The organism is Rhodanobacter denitrificans, from assembly GCF_003335105.1.
GTDB classification, from domain to species: domain Bacteria; phylum Pseudomonadota; class Gammaproteobacteria; order Xanthomonadales; family Rhodanobacteraceae; genus Rhodanobacter; species Rhodanobacter denitrificans_A.
In genome coordinates, this window is the sequence record NZ_QFWQ01000003.1 from 352,056 (window position 1) to 368,277 (window position 16,222).

Annotated in this window: 17 protein-coding genes; 3 read left to right on the forward strand and 14 right to left on the reverse strand. The window is 68.2% G+C overall.

What is annotated here, in order from left to right:
* The first annotated feature begins 24 nt into the window (after positions 1-24).
* Positions 25-1,287 (forward strand): imidazolonepropionase, encoded by a 1,263-nt coding sequence (gene hutI / locus DEO45_RS03940; protein ID WP_114340989.1) that lies wholly within the window; start codon positions 25-27, stop codon positions 1,285-1,287.
* On the opposite strand, the gene lpxK is transcribed toward hutI, so the two are convergent.
* From lpxK to DEO45_RS16800, 14 genes are all read right to left on the reverse strand, one after another.
* Positions 1,224-2,225 (reverse strand): tetraacyldisaccharide 4'-kinase, encoded by a 1,002-nt coding sequence (gene lpxK / locus DEO45_RS03945; protein WP_114340990.1) that lies wholly within the window; start codon positions 2,223-2,225, stop codon positions 1,224-1,226. The genes hutI and lpxK overlap by 64 nt on opposite strands.
* A 10-nt stretch (positions 2,226-2,235) precedes the next feature.
* Positions 2,236-4,026: a lipid A export permease/ATP-binding protein MsbA gene (gene msbA / locus DEO45_RS03950; protein ID WP_114340991.1), complete on the reverse strand. Its 1,791-nt coding sequence runs from the start codon at positions 4,024-4,026 to the stop codon at positions 2,236-2,238.
* Positions 4,023-4,454, reverse strand: coding sequence for an ExbD/TolR family protein (locus DEO45_RS03955; RefSeq protein ID WP_114340992.1), 432 nt, complete (start codon positions 4,452-4,454; stop codon positions 4,023-4,025). Before DEO45_RS03955 ends, msbA begins: the two co-directional genes overlap by 4 nt.
* 8 nt (positions 4,455-4,462) lie before the next feature.
* Positions 4,463-5,113, reverse strand: a complete 651-nt coding sequence (locus DEO45_RS03960; protein WP_114340993.1) for a MotA/TolQ/ExbB proton channel family protein — start codon at positions 5,111-5,113, stop codon at positions 4,463-4,465.
* Positions 5,114-5,212: 99 nt separating this feature from the next.
* Complete coding sequence (locus DEO45_RS03965; protein WP_114340994.1) at positions 5,213-7,513, reverse strand: DNA internalization-related competence protein ComEC/Rec2; 2,301 nt, start codon at positions 7,511-7,513, stop codon at positions 5,213-5,215.
* A 108-nt stretch (positions 7,514-7,621) separates the two neighbouring features.
* A complete protein-coding gene (lolD, locus tag DEO45_RS03970) occupies positions 7,622-8,320 on the reverse strand; it encodes a lipoprotein-releasing ABC transporter ATP-binding protein LolD (RefSeq protein ID WP_114340995.1) in 699 nt (232 codons plus the stop codon).
* Between the two features lie 7 nt (positions 8,321-8,327).
* Complete coding sequence (locus tag DEO45_RS03975; protein ID WP_114340996.1) at positions 8,328-9,569, reverse strand: lipoprotein-releasing ABC transporter permease subunit; 1,242 nt, start codon at positions 9,567-9,569, stop codon at positions 8,328-8,330.
* Positions 9,570-9,666: 97 nt separating this feature from the next.
* Complete coding sequence (locus DEO45_RS03980; protein WP_114340997.1) at positions 9,667-10,107, reverse strand: protein YgfX; 441 nt, start codon at positions 10,105-10,107, stop codon at positions 9,667-9,669.
* A complete protein-coding gene (locus DEO45_RS03985; RefSeq protein WP_114340998.1) occupies positions 10,079-10,327 on the reverse strand; it encodes a succinate dehydrogenase assembly factor 2 in 249 nt (82 codons plus the stop codon). Before DEO45_RS03985 ends, DEO45_RS03980 begins: the two co-directional genes overlap by 29 nt.
* Before the next feature lie 101 nt (positions 10,328-10,428).
* The gene (locus DEO45_RS03990) at positions 10,429-11,211 is read right to left on the reverse strand and encodes a succinate dehydrogenase iron-sulfur subunit (protein ID WP_114340999.1); all 783 of its coding nucleotides are present in this window, start codon (positions 11,209-11,211) and stop codon (positions 10,429-10,431) included.
* A gap of 84 nt (positions 11,212-11,295) precedes the next feature.
* On the reverse strand, positions 11,296-13,083 hold the full coding sequence (gene sdhA, locus DEO45_RS03995; RefSeq protein WP_114341000.1) for a succinate dehydrogenase flavoprotein subunit: 1,788 nt from the start codon (positions 13,081-13,083) through the stop codon (positions 11,296-11,298).
* Between the two features lie 24 nt (positions 13,084-13,107).
* Complete coding sequence (gene sdhD / locus DEO45_RS04000) at positions 13,108-13,512, reverse strand: succinate dehydrogenase, hydrophobic membrane anchor protein (RefSeq protein ID WP_114341001.1); 405 nt, start codon at positions 13,510-13,512, stop codon at positions 13,108-13,110.
* Entirely contained in the window at positions 13,509-13,904 is a 396-nt protein-coding gene (sdhC, locus tag DEO45_RS04005; protein WP_114341002.1) for a succinate dehydrogenase, cytochrome b556 subunit, read from the reverse strand. The genes sdhD and sdhC overlap by 4 nt, the downstream gene beginning before the upstream one ends.
* 87 nt (positions 13,905-13,991) lie before the next feature.
* A complete protein-coding gene (locus tag DEO45_RS16800; RefSeq protein ID WP_343170877.1) occupies positions 13,992-14,234 on the reverse strand; it encodes a DUF1674 domain-containing protein in 243 nt (80 codons plus the stop codon).
* Here DEO45_RS16800 and DEO45_RS04015 point away from each other — a divergent pair.
* Complete coding sequence (locus DEO45_RS04015; protein WP_223250777.1) at positions 14,158-15,093, forward strand: YgfZ/GcvT domain-containing protein; 936 nt, start codon at positions 14,158-14,160, stop codon at positions 15,091-15,093. The genes DEO45_RS16800 and DEO45_RS04015 overlap by 77 nt on opposite strands.
* Before the next feature lie 486 nt (positions 15,094-15,579).
* Positions 15,580-16,014, forward strand: coding sequence for a cell wall hydrolase (locus tag DEO45_RS04020; protein ID WP_223250778.1), 435 nt, complete (start codon positions 15,580-15,582; stop codon positions 16,012-16,014).
* Positions 16,015-16,222 lie beyond the last annotated feature (208 nt).

Below are 16,222 nucleotides of genomic sequence, written 5' to 3' on the forward strand. Positions count from 1 at the left end.
CATCCACACGGAATCGGTGCCGACATGAACGAGACCCGCTGGGATCGACTGCTGCTGAATGCCAACCTGGCCACGTTCGCCGGTGACGCGCCGTACGGACTGGTCGAGCACGGCGCGATCGCGCTGCATCACGGCCGCATCGCCTGGGTCGGCCGCATGGACACGCTGCCGGACGCCCCCGACGCGCTCGCCGCTGTAGTCGAATCGCTGGACGGCGCGCTGGTCACGCCGGCGCTGGTCGACTGCCATACGCACCTGGTGTTCGGCGGCGACCGCGCGCACGAATTCGAGCTGCGCCTGAACGGTGCCAGCTATGAACAGATCGCCCACGCCGGCGGCGGCATCGCCTCCAGCGTCAATGCCACCCGTGCCGCCAGCGAGGAGCAGCTGTTCGCACAATCGCTGCCGCGCGCGCAGGCCCTGCTGGCCGACGGCGTGACCACACTGGAGATCAAGTCCGGCTATGGCCTGGAGCTGGAGACCGAGCGCCGCATGCTGCGCGTGGCGCGACGGCTCGGCCGCGAGCTTGGCATCAGCGTGCGCACCAGCTTCCTCGGCCTGCATGCGCTGCCGCCGGAATTCCGCGACCGACGCGGCGATTACGTCTCGCTGGTCTGCGACGCGATGCTGCCCGCGCTCGCCGCCGAAGGCCTGGTCGATGCGGTCGATGCGTTCTGCGAAGGCATCGGCTTCAACCGCGAGGAAACCCGCCGCGTGTTCGAGCGCGCGAAACAGCTCGGCCTGCCGGTGAAGCTGCATGCGGAGCAGTTGTCCGACCAGGGCGGCGCCGCGCTGGTCGCCGAATACCGCGGGCTCTCCGCCGACCACCTGGAACACCTGAGCGAGGCGGGCATCGAGGCGATGGCGTCAGCCGGTACCGTCGCCGTGCTGCTGCCCGGTGCGTTCTACGCGCTGCGCGAGACGAAGCTGCCGCCGGTGGCGGCGCTGCGCGAACAGCGCGTGCCGATCGCGATCGCCACCGACTGCAACCCCGGCACCTCGCCGCTGCTGTCGCTGCGGCTGGCCGCCGGCATGGCCTGCACGCTGTTCCGGCTCACCCCGGAGGAAGCGCTGCGCGGGGTCACCGCCAACGCGGCCCGCGCGTTGGGCCTGCACGACCGCGGCACGCTGGCGGCCGGCCAGCGCGCCGACCTGGTGGCGTGGAACGTGCGCCAGCCGGCCGAGCTGTGCTACTGGATCGGCGGGGGGCTGGCGCGCAGGGTCTATGTGGCCGGCGAGCTCGTTTCGCGTCGCAAACCGTCCAGGCGCTCGCCCAGTGCCTCGTAAAATGCTGCCGGCAATTGCGCCTGCACCGGCACCCGCCACCAGTTCGCCCGGGCGAAGCGCCGACACTTGACCGCATCCTTGTCGGTCATCAATACCGGCAGGCCGTCCGCGAAGTCCAGGTCCGCCGGAACGAAACCGTGGTGATCGGCGAACGCATGCTCGATCACCTCGATGCCCGCCGCGCGCAGGCTGTCGAAGAAGCGCCGCGGATTGCCGATCGCCGCCACCGCGTGGACGCGCTGGCCGCCGAAGCTCGCCAATGCCCGCGTGCGGCCATCGTCCAGCGCGACCGCCTCGCCGCCGCACAGCTGCATCGGGTATTCACCCGGCTCGGCGGCGCCTCCGTTGCACACGCGCAGGTCCACCCGCTGCAAGCGGCCCAGCGGTTCGCGCAATGGTCCGGCCGGCAGCAGCCGGCGGTTGCCGAAGCGGCGCATGCCGTCGATCACGCAGATTTCCACGTCGCGCGCCAGGCGGTAGTGCTGCAGGCCATCGTCGGCGACCAGCACGTCGCAGCCGGCGTCGAGCAGCAGCCGCGCCGCAGCCGGACGGTCGCGCCCCACCGCCACCGGCACGCCGCTGGCGCGGATCAGGCAAGGCTCGTCGCCGACCTGTGCGGGATCCGGCGCGTCGCCGAGCAACAGCGGTTCGCGTCGGCTGCCACCATGCCCGCGGCTGACCACGCCGGGCCGGTAACCGCGTTCGCGCAGGGCGTCGACCACGGCGATCGTCAGCGGCGTCTTGCCGGTGCCGCCCACGCTGATGTTGCCGATCACCACGACCGGCACCGGCAGGCGCACGCGGCGCAGCCAGCCGGCCTGGTAAAGCGCCCGGCGCAGGCGCGATGCGCCGCCGTACAGCATCGCCAGCGGCCGCGTCCACCACGGTGCCCGGCCGCCGCCGTACCAGGCTGATTCGAGCGTGTCGATCAGCGCCATGGGTGCTTCCTCAGTCGCCGGCCTGCTCGGCCGCATGGTCGTGGAACTGCATGCGATGCAGCGCCGCGTAGTGTCCGCCGAGCGCGAGCAATTCGGCATGCGTGCCGCGTTCGACGATGCGGCCCTGGTCCATCACCGCGATCTGGTCGGCACCCTCGATGGTGGACAGGCGATGCGCGATGACCAGCGTGGTGCGGTCTTTCATCAGCCGCTGCAGCGCCTGCTGGATCAGGCGCTCGGATTCGGTGTCCAGCGCGCTGGTCGCCTCGTCCAGCACCAGGATCGGCGCGTTCTTCAGGATCGCGCGGGCGATCGCGATGCGCTGGCGCTGGCCGCCCGACAGCATGTTGCCGCTTTGCCCGACCTGGGTATGGATGCCCTGCGGCATGCGCGCGATGAACTCCATCGCATTCGCCGCTTCGGCGGCGGCAACGATGTCGGCCTCGCTGGCACCGGCCAGTTCGCCGTACGCGATGTTGTTGGCCACGGTGTCGTCGAACAGCACCACGCTCTGACCGACCCAGGCGATCTGCCGGCGCAACGAGGCCAGCGTGTAACTTTCGTAATTCTCGCCATCCAGCATGATGCGGCCAGAGCTCGGAGCGTAGAACCGCGGCAGCAGACTGACCAGGCTGCTTTTGCCGCTGCCGGAGCGACCGACCAGCGCGGTCACCGTGCCGGGCGCGCAATGCAGGTCGACACCGCGCAGCGCTTCGACCTCGCTGCGCGGGTAAACCAGCCGGATGCCCTGCATCGACAGCTCGCCGCGCGTGCGGCCCAGCAGCAGCGTGCCGTCATCCGGCTCGGGCGGAAGGTCGATGATCTCGAACAGATCCTCGGCCGCGGACAGGCCGCGCTGGACGTTCGCCTGCACATTGGCAAGCCGCCGCAGCGCGGGCAGCATCATGCCCATCGCGGTCAGCACGGCCAGAAACACACCCGGCGACATTTCATTCAGGACCCGCGGCCGCGTACCCAGGAACACCAGCGCGGCCAGCGCACTGGCGGCCACCAGCTGAATGGTGGAGCTGGACGTGGCATTGGTCGCCGCGATCTTCAGGTTCAGCCCACGCGTGCGCCGGGTGACCTCGCTGAAGCGGTTGCTCTCATGCGCCTGGCCGCCGTAGACACGCACCTCGCGATGCGCGCCGACCGATTCCTCCACCGTGCCGGTGACCGAACCCATCGATCCCTGGATGCGCCGGCTGATCCGCCGGTAGCGCCGGCTCACCATGGCGGCGATCAATGCGATCGCCGGCACCATCACCAGCAGCGCCGACGTTAGATAGACGCTGTTGTAGAGCATTACCGCGAGCATGGCGATGACGGTGAATCCGTCGGTCACCACCGTTTTTATCGAGTCGGTCGCCGCTGCGGCCACTTGCTCGCTGGTATAGGTAATGCGGGAAATCTGCTGCCCCGACGGCTCGGCACCGAAAAATGCTGCCGGCAGTCGCAGGTAGGCATCGAAGACATCTTGCTGGATCGCCTGCACCACGTGCCGTCCCATGTAGGAAATGCCGTAGTTGCTGACGAAGGTGCCGACGGAGCGCACGAAAAAGATGCTGATGATCCAGATCGGCATCCAGAAAATCAGGTACGGGTCCTTCTTAGCAAACAAGTCGTCAGTGATGAGCTTCAACAGGTTGGTGAAAATCGCCTGACCGGCGCCATCGGCCAGCATCCCGAACAGCGAGACCAGGCCCACCGCCCAGTAACGCCAGGTATAGCCGAGCAGGCGCTTGTAGATCCGCCAGGACTCCGCATCCCAGATCGAGACGCTCTTGTTCGCGTCGCTCACCGCGCTGCGCCCGGCTTACTCGGTGTCGTGGCGATCGACAGCCGGGTGAAGCCGAGCTGGCCCAGCGCGTCCATCGCGGTGACCACGTGCTGGTGCGGCGTGTTCGCGTCGGCGCGGATCGTCACCTGGCGCTCGCGGTCGTCGCCCGCGTTGCGCGCGATGGTCTGCTTCAGTGCCTCGATGCCCTCGCCCATCACCTCGTCGCTGCCCACGAAGAAACGGCCGTCACGGTCGATCATCACGGTCAGCGCCGGGGCGTTCATGTCGCGATCCTGCGTGCTCGCCTGCGGCAGGGTTACCTGCAGGCGCGAGTGCTGCACGAACGTGCTGGTCAGCACGAAGAACATCAGCAGGGTCAGCAGCACGTCGATCAACGGGATCACGTTGATCTCGAACTCGTCGCCGCGGCGGTCGTTGCCGATACGCATGGGCGCGCTCAGCCTGCGCCCGGCGTGGACGGCGCCGGGGTGCGCCGCGGCCGCACCGGCACGGCCGCCGAGGGAGAGAGGGTCAGGTCGTCGAGCAGGGCCGTGGCCTGCTTCTCCATCTCCACGCGATAGCCGGTCACGCGCGAACGGAAGTAGCGGTGCAGCACGTAGGCCGGGATCGCCACGGTCAGGCCTGACGCGGTGCAGATCAGCGCCTCGCCGATGCCGCCGGCCATCTTGGCCGGATCGCCGATGCCGCCGGCCATCACTTCCATGAACATGCGGATCAGGCCGATCACGGTGCCGAACAGGCCCAGCAGCGGACCGATCAGCGCGATGGTGCCCAGCGTGTTGAGATAGCGCTCCATCCGGTGGACGACGTGCCGGCCGGTGTCCTCGATGCGCTCCTTGATCAGCTCGCGCGACTGCCGGCGCACGACCAGGGCGGAGGCCAGCAGTTCGCCCAGCGGCGAGCCGCTGGCCAGGGCGTCGAGATGGCCCGGATCGAGCTGACCGGAACGCGCCCATTCGCGCACTTCATCGCCCAGCCCCGGCGGCAGCACGGACTTGCGGCGCAAGGTCCAGCAACGCTCCAGCACGATCGCCAGGGCAATCGCCGAACAGATCAGGATGGGTACCATCGCCCACCCGCCAGCCATCAGAATTTCCAGCACTTTTCGACCCCGGATGCGCTACCTGACAGGAAGCGCGCATCATAGCAGTCCCGTCGGTTCGTACTGCGGCAGGCGTGGCATTCCTCACTCGCGCCAGTAGCGAGGCCGGCGCTGGCGCCAGCCGGCCTCGCGCCGCGGTGGAGCATCGGCGGGGAAGTCCAGCGGAATGGCCCCCTGGTCCGCCGTATTGAATACCGGCACGCCGGCGTCCGCATAGCGCGCCAGCACCTCCGGTTTCGGGTGGCCGAAGCGGTTGCGCCAGCCCGCCGACACCACCGCCAGCGGTGGCTGTACCGCCGCGATGAAAGCTGCGCCTGACGAGGTTTTGCTGCCGTGATGCGGCACCAGCAGCACCGGCCGCGGACCGGGGCCCAGCGCCGCCGCCACCCGGGGTTCCGTCGCCGTGCTGATGTCGCCGGCCAGCAGCAGGCGCCCGCCGCGCCCCTCGACCAGCAGCACGCAGGAGCTGTCGTTCTTGCGGTCGCCCTCGCCGTGGGGAGGCCCCAGCACCCGGAAATGCACGCCGTCCCATTGCCAGGTCTGGCCGCTTTCGCACTGCTGCATTGGCACGCGCATCCGCGACGGTTCGCCGGCGTAGCGTTGCGCCCGCGGAAAAGCGCCGGCCACCGCCCCGGCGCCGCCGGCGTGGTCGTTGTCGCCGTGACTGATCATCAGCATGTCCAGCCGCGCGATGCCCAGCGCGTGGATCGACGGCAGCACCACCGCCTCGCCCAGGTCGAAGCCCGACGGATAGCGCGCGCCGGCGTCATAGACCAGGGCGTGCCCGCGAGTGCGCAGCAGCACCGACAGGCCCTGCCCCACATCCAGCACCCAGGCCTGGAACGCCCCCTCCGGCGGCCGCGAGGTCGGCGGCCACAGCAATGGCAGGAACAGCAGCAAGCCGAGCCAGCGCAGCGGCACGCCGCGCGGCAGGAACAGCCACAACGCGCCAAACAGGGCGAGCGCGAGCGCATGCGGCTGCACCGCGGGCAGGTACCAGTTCGCGCCGGGCCAGGTCGCCAGGTACTCCAGCAGCCACCATTGCGCGTGCACGATCCACGCCGCCAGCCATAGCACCGGGCCTGCCAGCGGCGGGCACAGCCCCAGCAGCAGCATGCCGACCAGGGTCGACGGCACGATCACGAAGCTGACCACCGGCACGGCGACCAGGTTCGACAGCGCACCCACCAGCGAGGCCTGGCCGAAGAACCACAGGGTCAGCGGCAACAGCGACACCGTCATCACCAGTTGCCCGGCCGACAGCTCGTGCAGGAACGCGCGCAGGCCGCGGCCGCGCGACTGCAGGCACAGCATCAGGAACGCGACGCCGACGAACGAGAGCCAGAAGCCGGCTGCCAGCACCGCCAGCGGATCAGCCAGCAGGATCGCGATCATCGCAAGCGCCAGCGACTGGGGGCCGCTGCCGGCGCGTCGGCTGCAGCGCGCCAGCGCCACCACCGCGATCATCAGCAGGGTACGCACGGTCGGCAGGCCGAACCCGGCCAGCGCGCTGTACGCACCGGCCACCAGCAACGCCGCCGCGGCCTGCGCCTGCGGCCGCGGCAGCCACAGGCCCAGCCGCGGCCACAGCGCGTAGGCAAGCAGTGCCAGCCACACGCCGAACACCGCCGCCACGCCCACGTGGAAGCCGGAGATCGCGATCAGGTGCGAGACCCCGTTCGCGCGCGCCACCGCCCAGTCGTGCGGCTGCAGTCCGCGCGTGTCGCCCACCGCGAATGCCTGCAGCAAGGCCGCGTCGCGGCGCTCGGGCACCCGTGCCGCGATGCCGCGGGCGACCGCGTCGCGCACGCCGTCGACGCACCAGTGCGTGCCGCCGAGCGGCGCGTTGTCGGGATCGTCGCGCACATAGCCGGTGGCGACGATGCCGCGCTCCAGCGCCGAACGTTCGCTGTCGGCGCCGCCGGGATCAAGCAGCCCGCGCGGCCGCTTCAGGCGCAGCAGCAGGCGCCAGCGGCTGCACGGCGGCAGCGCCGGCGCATCCTGGTACCAGGTCACGGTAACGCGGCCGCGCAGCGCGACCGGTTCGCCGTCCACGCGGGCCTGCTCGACCTGCAGCGTGAAGCGGCTGGCATCCGGGTGCGCCAGCGGCAGGTCGGCGATGGTGCCGACGACGGCGAGATCGCGCCCTTCCAGCGCCGGCGGCAGCCGCGCCTCCATCGCCAGACCGCCGCGCCACGCCGCCCACACGACGCCGCACAGCAGCCACGCGAGCCAGCGCCAGCGCGGGCAGCGCCAGGCCAGCACGGCAATGACCGGCAACGGCAGGACCAGGCACCAGCGCGGCGGCAGCTGCGGCAACCACTGCACCAGCAGCACGCCGGCCAGCAGGGCCAGCGCCGCGGTGGTCGCCGTCAATCGCTTCATGCCGCCTGCCCGTCCATCCTGGAAGAGCCCGAGCCTAGCGCCCCGGCGACGGCGATGCGGATGAAAAACGCGTAGGCGGGCGCCGGCATCCGCCATCGCCGGCGAGGTTCAGGCTTTCGGGCTTTCCTGCAGCGCGCCGTTGTGCAGCACCAGGGTGCGATCCATCTTCGCGGCCAGGTGCGGATCGTGGGTGACCAGCACGAAACTGGTGCCGATCTCGCGGTTGAGTTCCAGCATCAGCGCGTAGACCTGCGCGGCATTGCCTTCGTCGAGGTTGCCGGTCGGCTCGTCGCCGAGCACGCAGGCCGGGCGCGTCACCAGCGCGCGCGCCACCGCGCAGCGCTGGCGCTCGCCGCCGGACAGCTCGGACGGCTTGTGGTGCGTGCGCCCGCCCAGCCCGACACGTTCCAGCAAGGCCGCGGCCTGCTTCTGCGCCTCGGCGATCGCCGTGCCGCGGATCAGCAGCGGCATGCACACGTTCTCCAGTGCGGTGAACTCGGGCAGCAGGTGGTGGAACTGGTAGATGAAGCCGAGCGAACGGTTGCGCACGCGGCCGCGTTCGGCGTCGGACAGCTTCGACAGCACGCGGCCGTCCACTTCCACCTCGCCGGCGGTGAGCGTGTCCAGGCCGCCGATGATGTGCAGCAAGGTGCTCTTGCCCGAGCCGGAGGCGCCGACGATCGCCATCGTCTCGCCGCGCTTCAGGGTGAAGCTGACGTCGCCCAGCACCTCGGTGCGCAAGCCGCCCTCGTCGTAGGTCTTGGCGACATGGCTGGCGCGCAGCACGTGTTCGGTCGTGGGGTTCATGACGGCCTTATTCATAGCGCAACGCCTGCGCCGGCTGCGTGCGCGAGGCGCGCCACGCGGGATAGAGGGTGGCCAGCAGCGAGAACGCGAAGGTCAGCAGCGCGGTCCAGCCCACGTCGTGCCAGTCGAGCCGGCTCGGCACCTCGCTGATGTAATAGACGTCCGGCGACAGGAAGGTGACGTGGAAGGTGTGCTCGATCCACTTGATGATGCCCGGCAGCTTCCACGACAGCAGCGAGCCGAAGCCCACGCCGAAGCCGATGCCGACGAAGCCGACCAGCACGCCCTGCACCATGAACATGCCCATGATGCTGCGCGGCGTTGCGCCGAGCGTGCGCAGGATCGCGATGTCAGCCTGCTTGTCGGTGACCAGCATCATCAGCATCGAGACCAGGTTGATCACCGCGACCAGGATGATCAGCGACAGGATGATGAACATCACCATCTTTTCCATCGACAGCGCGGCGAACAGGTTCGCGTTGGTGTCCATCCAGGTCTGCACCCGATAGACCTGGCCCAGCTGGTCGGCCAGTTCGCGCGCGACCGGCCGGGCGTTGAACAGGTCGTCGAGCTTCAAGCGGATGCCGGTCGGCCCGTCGAGGTCGTTGAGCTTCTCGGCATCGCTCATGTTGACCAGCGCCAGACCGGAGTCGAACTGCTCCATGCCCAGCTCGAATGTGCCCACCACATGGAAGCTGCGCATGCGCGGCACGCTGCCCATCGGCGTGGCGCGCAGCTGCTGCACCGCCATGGTCACCCGGTCACCGACCGCCACCCCGAGCGTCATCGCCAGCTCGCGGCCCAGCACGATGTTCCAGCTGCCGGGGGTCAGTTCAGCGAGCTTGCCCTCGATCATGTGCTTGTCGATGTCGACGACCTTCGGCTCCTGCGCCGGCTCGATGCCGCGCACCAGCGCACCGCTGGAGCGCCGCGCCAGCAGCATCGCCTCGCTCTCCACGTACGGCGCGGCGCCGAGCACGTGCGGGTTCGCCTCGGCGACCCGCAAGGCACGCGGCCACTCCTGCACGCTCTGGCCGACGCCGGAAACGGTGGCATGCGAGATCGCGCCGAGGATGCGCGAGCGCATCTGGTAGTCGAAGCCGTTCATCACCGACATCACCGTGATCAGCGCGACCACGCTGATCGCGATGCACACGATCGACACGGTGGAGATGAAGGAGATGAACTGGTTGCGCCGCTTGGCGCGGGTGTAGCGCAGGCCGATGAAGAGTTCGAGCGGTCGGAACATGGGCGGGTCGCTTGTGGGGATCGCAGGGCGGGCCGCCCGGACGTGCATTATCAGGTATTCGCTCGGACCGCGCTGGAGCGTTGAAGTTGCCGCCCGATCAAAGGCGCGGCACGGCTTCGCCGGGCTGCACGGTCGCCAGGCGCATGCGCAGGCGGCGGCGGATGTCCGCGTCGCTGTTGTCCGGCACCAGCAGCAATGCCTGCGCCCCCCGCTCCGCCGTGCGCAGGCGCAGCAGCACGAAGAACACGCCATACACCCGGAACGAGGCCAGCGTGGCCGGTACGTCCTCGTGGTTGCGCAGGCGCAATGTCCAGATGTCGTCGGCACCCCAGCCGGCCGCCGTGACGGGATCCGCGGCCAGCCGACGCAACGTGCGCCAGGTTGCCAGCAGCGCGAACGCTGCCAGCAGCAGCTTCAACAGCACGGGCAGCGCGCTCAGCGCCACCGCCAGCACCGCCAGCGCGGCGACCAGCAGCAGGACCCGCCGCAGCCACCGCGACGGACGGTACTCAAAGCCGATGGCGGGCGCGGATGTCATCGATGATCGCCTGCCAGTCCGTCCGTTCGGGACGCGCATGGCCCATCACCCAGTCCCACAGGTCCGGGTCCTGCACGTCGAGCAGTTCGTCGAAGGCGCGCTGTTGCGCCGCATCCGCGGTGTCGAAGCGCTCGTCCAACCAGCCGCCGAACAGTGCGTCCAGTTCGCGGGTGCCGCGGCGGGTGCGCCAGCGCAGGCGCTTGATGCGTGCTTCATCCATTACTGGCTCGATCGGTATCCATGAGCGCGAAGTGTAGCCGCTGCGCCACAAAGCGACAGGCCGCGCGTGGCGGCCTGTCCTTGCGAATCATGGTAGTGCGCTCAGGCCGAGCGCCGCTCCACCATCAGCTTCTTGATCTCCGCGATCGCCTTGGCCGGATTGAGGCCCTTGGGGCATGTCCGCGTGCAGTTCATGATGGTGTGGCAGCGGTACAGCTTGAACGGGTCTTCCAGGTCGTCCAGGCGCTCGCCGGTGGCTTCGTCGCGGCTGTCGACGATCCAGCGGTAGGCCTGCAGCAGGATCGCCGGGCCGAGGTACTTGTCGCCGTTCCACCAGTAGCTCGGGCAACTGGTCGTGCAGCACGCGCAGAGGATGCATTCGTACAGGCCGTCGAGCTTCTTGCGCTCCTCCGGCGACTGCAGCCGCTCGCGGTCCGGAGCCGGGCTCTGCGTGCGGATCCACGGCTTGATCGAGGCGAACTGGGCGTAGAAATGGGTCAGGTCCGGCACCAGGTCCTTCACCACCGGCATGTGCGGCAGCGGATAGATCTTCACGTCGCCCGAGCTGCACTCGCCGATCGCCTTGGTGCAGGCCAGCGTGTTGGTACCGTCGATGTTCATCGCGCACGAGCCGCAGATGCCCTCGCGGCAGGAACGGCGCAGGGTCAGCGTGGGGTCGATCTCGTTCTTGATCTTCAGCAGCGCGTCCAGGACCATCGGGCCGCATGCGGCCAGATCGACCTCGTAGGTGTCGATGCGCGGGTTCTGCCCGTCGTCAGGCGACCAGCGGTAGATGCGGAAGGTACGCGGCTTCTTCGCATCCTTGGCGGGGTGGTGCTTGCCCGGCTGGATCTTGGAATTCTTCGGTAGCGAAAACTCTGCCATGTGCTGGACCCTTCGACTTTCTGCATGAGGGCTTGCGCCCCGGCCGTACAACCAATGATGTTCCCGCGATGCCGCGGCGGCGGGTCAATAGACGCGCTTCGCCGGCGGCACGGCCTTGACCTCGTCGGTCATCGGATTCGAATGCACCGGGCGGAAGTCGAAGCGCGACCTGCCCGCCTCGTCGACCCACACCAGGGTGTGCTTCATCCAGTTCGCGTCGTCGCGCTCGGGGAAATCCTCGCGCGCATGTGCGCCGCGGCTTTCCGGCCGCTGCTCGGCCGCGTGCATGGTGGCCACCGCCTGCGCCAACAGGTTGGACAGCTCCAGCGTCTCGACCAGGTCGGAATTCCACACCAGCGAACGGTCGCTGACCTTGACGTCCTTGAACATGTCGAACACTTCGGAGATCTTCCGCTTGCCCTCGGCCAGCGACTCGCCGGTGCGGAACACCGCGGCGTCCTTCTGCATCGTGCGCTGCATGGTGGCGCGGATCTGCGCCGTCGGCGTGCTGCCGTTCGCGTTGCGCAGCGCGTCGAAGCGCGCCAGCGACTGGTCAAGCACGTTGGTCGGCAGGTCCTTGTGCGCGGTGCCCGGCTGGATCAGCTCGGCGCAGCGATACGCCACGGCACGGCCGAACACCACCAGGTCGAGCAGCGAATTCGAACCCAGCCGGTTTGCGCCGTGCACCGATACGCAGGCCGCCTCGCCGATGGAGAACAGGCCCGGCACCACCGCGTCGACGTCGCCGCCGCGCTTCTGCACCACTTCGCCGTGATAGTTGGTGGGGATGCCGCCCATGTTGTAGTGCACGGTCGGGATCACCGGGATCGGCTGCCTGGTCACATCGACGCCGGCGAAGATGCGCGCCGACTCGGCGATGCCCGGCAGCCGCTCGTGGATGACCTCGGGGCCGAGGTGCATCAGGTTCAGGTAGATGTGATCCTTGTGCTCGCCGACGCCGCGACCCTCGCGGATCTCGATCGTCATCGCGCGGCTGACCACGTCGCGCGAGGCCAGGTCCTTCGCGCTGGGCGCATAGCGCTCCATGAAGCGCTCGCCCTCGGAGTTGGTGAGGTAGCCGCCTTCGCCGCGCACGCCCTCGGTGATCAGGCAGCCGGCGCCGTAGATACCGGTGGGGTGGAACTGCACGAACTCCATGTCCTGCAGCGCCAGGCCGGCACGCAGCACCATGCCGCCGCCGTCGCCGGTGCAGGTATGCGCCGAGGTGGCGCTGAAATAGGCACGGCCGTAGCCGCCGGTGGCCAGCACCACCGCGTGGCCGCGGAAGAAGTGCAAGGTGCCCTCGTTCATGTCCAGCGCCAGCACGCCGCGGCAGACGCCTTCGGCGTCGAAGATCAGGTCGATCGCGAAGTATTCGACGAAGAACGTGGCGTCGTGCGCCAGCGCCTGCTGGTACAGCGTGTGCAGGATCGCGTGGCCGGTGCGGTCGGCCGCGGCGCAGGTGCGCTGCGCGGTGCCCTTGCCGTAATGCGTGGTCATGCCGCCGAACGGACGCTGGTAGATCTTGCCCTCGTCGGTGCGCGAGAACGGCACTCCGTAATGCTCCAGCTCGATGATCGCGGCCGGCGCGTTCTTGCACATGTACTCGATCGCATCCTGGTCGCCGAGCCAGTCGGAGCCCTTGATCGTGTCGTAGTAATGGAAGCGCCAGTCGTCCTCGCCCATGTTGCCGAGCGCGGCGGAGATGCCACCCTGCGCCGCCACCGTGTGCGAACGGGTCGGGAACACCTTGGTGATGCAGGCGGCCTTGAGGCCCTTCTCGGCCAGGCCGAACGTGGCGCGCAGCCCGGCGCCGCCGGCGCCCACCACGATCACGTCATACAGATGCTGCTGAACCTTGTAGCTTTCCATGAAATCGCGGCCTCGCGTCTTGTCTTATGGGGTCAGCGCAATGCGCAGCACGGCCAGCACGCCAGCCAGCGCACCCAGCACCGCGAGGAACTTGATCGCCACCAGCAGCACGACCTCCTTCCAGCGGGTGTGCACGTAATCCTCGATCACCACCTGCAGGCCCAGCACGGCATGCCAGAACATGGTGAGCACGAACGCGATCAGCAGCAGCGCGTTCCAGGGCTTCGCCACCGCGGCACGGGCGGCGGCGTAATCGGCATGCAGCAGGCCAAGCACGGTGAGCACGAACCAAACGCCCAGCAGCACCAGCGCCGCGGCGGTCACCCGCTGGGTCCACCAGTGACCCACGCCGGACTGCGACGAGCCCAGTCCGCGGGCGGTCTTCAACGGGTTGCGGCGGTCTTTCACGACCACGTCCTTCGCGCTCATGCCGCACCTCCGGCCATCCAGACATAAGCCCAGACCAGCACCGTAAGCACGATGCTGCCGGCGACCGACAGCCAGCTGGAGCGGACGAACTGGGGAATCTCGTAACCGAGGCCGGCATCCTGCAGCAGGTGCCGGATGCCGTTGCACAGGTGGTAGAACAGCGACCAGCTCCAGCCGAGCAGCAGGACGATGCCGACCGGACTGCCGATGATGCCCTTGAAGCGGTTGAAGCTCTCCTCACCCGCCGCCAGCTGCAGCAGGCCGCAGACCACCAGCAAGGTGCCGATGGCGAGCGCGATGCCGGTGGCGCGATGCGTGATGGAGGTCATCATCTGCACCTGTTTGCGGTAGATCTGCAGGTGCGGGGAGAGCGGTCGTTGCGTATCTGCCATGGCGGCTATCCTGTGTGGAATCGCTGATGCCCATGCCGCACCTTCCCCTGTCCTGATACGCGACGGCGACGTGCGCCGCGCGGCCGTTCAGAAGTCGATACAGCGCCCGTTCTTTTCCCAGTCACCGTAACGCGTGGGATCCGGAGCCGGCCGCTCCTCCGACGCCTTGTCCGCTGCCAGGCCCACAGGCACGGCTGTCGTTTCCGCCGGAACGGAAACTGGTGTGGATTCGGCTGGAGAGGAGGTATCGGACATGGTCTTTGAAAGCCGGCAAAGGTTAATACTTGCGGCAATGCAGTACAACCATGCACCACGCTTCGGCGTGGCCATATCGCGACATCGCCACTTGTGGCTTGCCTCTCCTGCCCCCAACTCCGCCAGTCTCATGCCGACACACCATCCCGCCGAAACCCTGTTGATCGAAGGCCCCGACGCGGCGGCTTTTGCACATGCGCAGTTCGGCAGCGCGGTCAACTCGCTCGCCGCCGGCCACTGGCAATTCAGTGCCTGGCTCGATCCGCAGGGACGCGTACGCGTCCTCTTCCATCTGGCCCGACTTGCCGACGACCGCTACCTGCTGCTGCTGCGCGGAGGTGTCGCCGCGTCGATGGCCGATGTGCTGCGGCGCTTCGTGTTCCGCTCGAGCGTCGACGTGACGGCATTGCCGCCGCGCATTCTCGCAACCGGCCCGGCAAAGCCGCTGCACTCCGTCACGGACGATGGCGAAAGCATCTCGCTCGGTTGCGACACGCACAGTCTGCGCATCAGTGCCACCGGTACCGGCGACGACGCATGGCGCCTGCCGCAGCTGCAGGCGGGTTGGCCCTGGCTGCCCGCGCAACTGCAGGACCAACTGCTGCCGCCAGCACTGTCGCTGCATCGCCTGCATGCCGTCGCCATCGACAAGGGTTGCTACCCCGGCCAGGAGATCGTCGCGCGGCTGCACTTCCGCGGCGGACACAAGCGACACCTGCACCGCGTCAGATTGTCGCAAGCGATGGATGCCGGCGATGTCCTGCGCAGCGAAGGTCGCGATGTCGGCTGTGTGCTCGACGCCATCGTTGCAGACGACGTCATCGAAGCACTCGTCGTGTTGAACGACGACATCGCTGCGCATGCAGGCGATGGGCACACGCTTGTCTTCGACGACGGCACCACGCTGCAACTCGTCGCTTCGTGGCCGGCATGAGTGATGATCGCGTGATGCATGCGTGACGATCGTTTTTTTTCGTGACGACACTTGTCAACCCATCGTGAGCGTCAGTTAAACTTCGGCGCCCCGGCACTTGCCAGCGGAAAATTCAGCCACTAGGCTCCGCCGATCGAATATCGCGGCATCCGGAACACGGGGTGCCGATACACGCGACGAACCGGATGAATCCGGATCGGCGCGACCCGGCAAAAGCTGACGCCGGATGGAATATCGCCTCGCAACCAAACGAGTGCGCAACAGTCGAAGGCAACACGGCCGATGCGGCCGCGCAACGCCCGACAGCCAAATCCCGATCGGCATCGAATCCGCCGCTCGACCGCCACAATCCCGTGGCAAAACGTCATGGCCACAAGTTTCGGCCATGACGGTGATCCAGGTGGAACGGCCTGCCCGCCCGTCCACCGCAACGGCGCATGAAGTTGCAATCCGACTTCGCGCGTACAGCACGTTGGAGGCAGAACCATGAAACTTTCCATGCTGTTGTGGCTGACGTCCCTGATGCCCCAGCCCGTCGCCGACCAGGCTTGCCTGGCCACCACGGTCTACCTGGAAGCACGCAGCGAACCACTCAACGGGCAACTCGCCGTAGCCGAGGTCGCGATGCGCCGGCTCGATCGCGGCCGCTGGGGCAACACCTTGTGCAAGGTGGTCACGGCGCCGCACCAGTTCGCGATCACCACTACGCCAGGCTCGTTCGAGATCAGCAACCTGGAAGCCTTCAACAAGGCGTGGCAAGTGGCCGGCACGTCGCTGCGCAACTGGCAACTGCCGATTGCACAGCGGCGCATGCTGGTGCCGCACGCGGATCATTTCGCCACGACCGCGATCGCGCCGGCATGGTCGCGCAACCGGCCCAGCGTGACGATCGGCGAACATGCGTTCTACGCCGTGAACTGATGTGAGGGTCGCCTTTGCGACCATCCATGATCGCGAGAGTCAAACGGGCAGCCATCCCTGGCTGCACTTCTCAACGATCCTGCGACCATCCATGGTCGCGCGAACGAGACGAGCGGCCGTCCATGGTCGCACGATTCGACAAACAAACAAAAAAGGCCATCTTTCGATGGCCTTTTTTTTGGACGTCCAGACGTCCGTATCGGATTGA

Excerpts from the sequence above, each read along its gene's own strand:
- DEO45_RS04020 (WP_223250778.1), top strand. The coding sequence starts at position 15,580 with ATGAAACTTTCCATGCTGTTGTGGCTGACGTCCCTGATGCCCCAGCCC.
- DEO45_RS03955 (WP_114340992.1), bottom strand. The coding sequence starts at position 4,454 with ATGCGTATCGGCAACGACCGCCGCGGCGACGAGTTCGAGATCAACGTG.
- lpxK (WP_114340990.1), bottom strand. The coding sequence starts at position 2,225 with ATGGCGCTGATCGACACGCTCGAATCAGCCTGGTACGGCGGCGGCCGG.
- sdhD (WP_114341001.1), bottom strand. The coding sequence starts at position 13,512 with ATGAGCGCGAAGGACGTGGTCGTGAAAGACCGCCGCAACCCGTTGAAG.
- DEO45_RS16800 (WP_343170877.1), bottom strand. The coding sequence starts at position 14,234 with ATGGCCACGCCGAAGCGTGGTGCATGGTTGTACTGCATTGCCGCAAGT.
- hutI (WP_114340989.1), top strand. The coding sequence starts at position 25 with ATGAACGAGACCCGCTGGGATCGACTGCTGCTGAATGCCAACCTGGCC.
- DEO45_RS03960 (WP_114340993.1), bottom strand. The coding sequence starts at position 5,113 with ATGGCTGGCGGGTGGGCGATGGTACCCATCCTGATCTGTTCGGCGATT.
- DEO45_RS03975 (WP_114340996.1), bottom strand. The coding sequence starts at position 9,569 with ATGTTCCGACCGCTCGAACTCTTCATCGGCCTGCGCTACACCCGCGCC.
- DEO45_RS03965 (WP_114340994.1), bottom strand. The coding sequence starts at position 7,513 with ATGAAGCGATTGACGGCGACCACCGCGGCGCTGGCCCTGCTGGCCGGC.
- DEO45_RS03990 (WP_114340999.1), bottom strand. The coding sequence starts at position 11,211 with ATGGCAGAGTTTTCGCTACCGAAGAATTCCAAGATCCAGCCGGGCAAG.
- sdhC (WP_114341002.1), bottom strand. The coding sequence starts at position 13,904 with ATGGCAGATACGCAACGACCGCTCTCCCCGCACCTGCAGATCTACCGC.
- sdhA (WP_114341000.1), bottom strand. The coding sequence starts at position 13,083 with ATGGAAAGCTACAAGGTTCAGCAGCATCTGTATGACGTGATCGTGGTG.
- DEO45_RS03985 (WP_114340998.1), bottom strand. The coding sequence starts at position 10,327 with ATGGATGAAGCACGCATCAAGCGCCTGCGCTGGCGCACCCGCCGCGGC.
- lolD (WP_114340995.1), bottom strand. The coding sequence starts at position 8,320 with ATGAACCCCACGACCGAACACGTGCTGCGCGCCAGCCATGTCGCCAAG.
- DEO45_RS04015 (WP_223250777.1), top strand. The coding sequence starts at position 14,158 with ATGGTCTTTGAAAGCCGGCAAAGGTTAATACTTGCGGCAATGCAGTAC.
- DEO45_RS03980 (WP_114340997.1), bottom strand. The coding sequence starts at position 10,107 with ATGACATCCGCGCCCGCCATCGGCTTTGAGTACCGTCCGTCGCGGTGG.